Below are 1,545 nucleotides of genomic sequence, written 5' to 3'. Positions count from 1 at the left end.
AGTCAGTATGACTCCCGTGAGGTAGAGGCTGGCCTGCCGCGCGGCATCAAACGCGGGTTAGCATGTCTGCCAGAGCCGCACGGTGCGGACAGGGCCGCACCCGGCGATTTCCGACACGGAGGCCAGCGTGGAAAACGATAGCACGTTGTACGTGGGACTGGACGTTCATAAAGATTCGATCACGGTTGCGTACGCGATCGAGATGGGCGAAGTGGAACTGTTCGGCAAGATCGGCACCATGCAAATTGACGTTGATCGGCTGTGCAAGAAGTTACAACTAAAGGCGCGGCAGATCTGTTTCGTCTACGAAGCGGGTCCGTGCGGATACGGACTGTACCGGCGGCTGGTCGATAAAGGCTTTGACTGTATGGTGTGCGCTCCGTCGCTTATTCCGCGCAAGCCAGGTGATCGCGTCAAGACGGACCGCCGTGACGCGATCAAGCTGGTGCGCTCGCTGCGCGCCGGCGACCTGTCAGCCGTGCATGTGCCGACGGTTGAAGATGAAGCGTTTCGCGACCTGGCCCGCGCCTGGTCGGCTGCCAGAGAAGACCTGAAGGCAGCACGCTGCAGGCTCAAATCCTTTCTGCTGGCCCACGGCGTCCACTATCTCGGCCGTCCCAACTGGGGGCCGACACACAGGCGCTGGTTAAGTACGTTCTCGTTTGACAGCGCCTGGCAGCAACTGGCGTTCAACGAACATCGGCGCTCGATTGAGGATCGGCTCGCGCAATGCGAGCGGCTGGAACTGGCTTTGCGTGAAGCCGTCATCAATTGGCGGTTCTATCCAGTCGTACTTGCTTTGCAAGCGATGCGCGGCATCAACTTCACGTCGGCAATCGGCCTGGTGTCCGAACTGGGTGACCTCACGCGTTTCGAACATCCACGGCAACTGATGGCATGGATTGGCGTGACGCCTTCGGAGCATTCCTCGGGTGGGAAACGACGCCTAGGTAGCATTACCAAGACCGGCAACAGCTATGCACGTAAGCTGCTGGTTGAATCCGCTTGGAGCTATCGACATCCGGCACGCGTGAGCATCGATATCCAGCGCCGGCATGAAGGTCTACCCAAACCGATAATCGATCGTGCCTGGGACGCGCAGCTGAGGCTGTGCAGGCGATATCGTAAGCTCGTCGCCAGAGGGAAGACCGCACACGTCGCCATCATCGCTGTCGCGCGCGAACTGGCTGCCTTCATCTGGGACGTCGGTCGACTGGGGATGACTCTGGCCGCACCGTGCAGCGAACAAGCCGCATAAACGGAGGACGTAGCTGACGAAAAGCCAACCAGCATCGGAAGTTTCCTGAAGGCGGCGCAGCCCGGTATTCGAGTAACCCGCGACCGCGTTTGGCAACGACATCAGTCGACTTGCGTAGTAAGGAAGCGGCAGGCTCATGAGACGGACCTCAGTAATGCGGTAACCAACCCGCGAATATCAGCTTGATCCACCGTCGAGATTTACTGCTACGCCGCCCTCAGGAAATTTACTCTAACCATGGACTAGATCTTGAAAACCGATTCCGATTGACACCGGGAGTCATATCA

General features: G+C 58.8%; 1 protein-coding gene. It reads left to right on the top strand.

The annotated features are described in order from the left end of the window. Positions 1–127: 127 nt before the first annotated feature. The gene (locus VSR72_RS43935) at positions 128–1,258 is read left to right on the top strand and encodes an IS110 family transposase (RefSeq protein WP_342958412.1); all 1,131 of its coding nucleotides are present in this window, start codon (positions 128–130) and stop codon (positions 1,256–1,258) included. The last annotated feature ends 287 nt before the right edge of the window (positions 1,259–1,545 follow it).

The organism is Paraburkholderia sp. JHI869 (assembly GCF_038900775.1).
GTDB lineage: Bacteria > Pseudomonadota > Gammaproteobacteria > Burkholderiales > Burkholderiaceae > Paraburkholderia.
The sequence above is the reverse complement of the archived record's forward strand: the minus strand, read 5'-3'. Positions and strand labels throughout refer to the sequence as shown.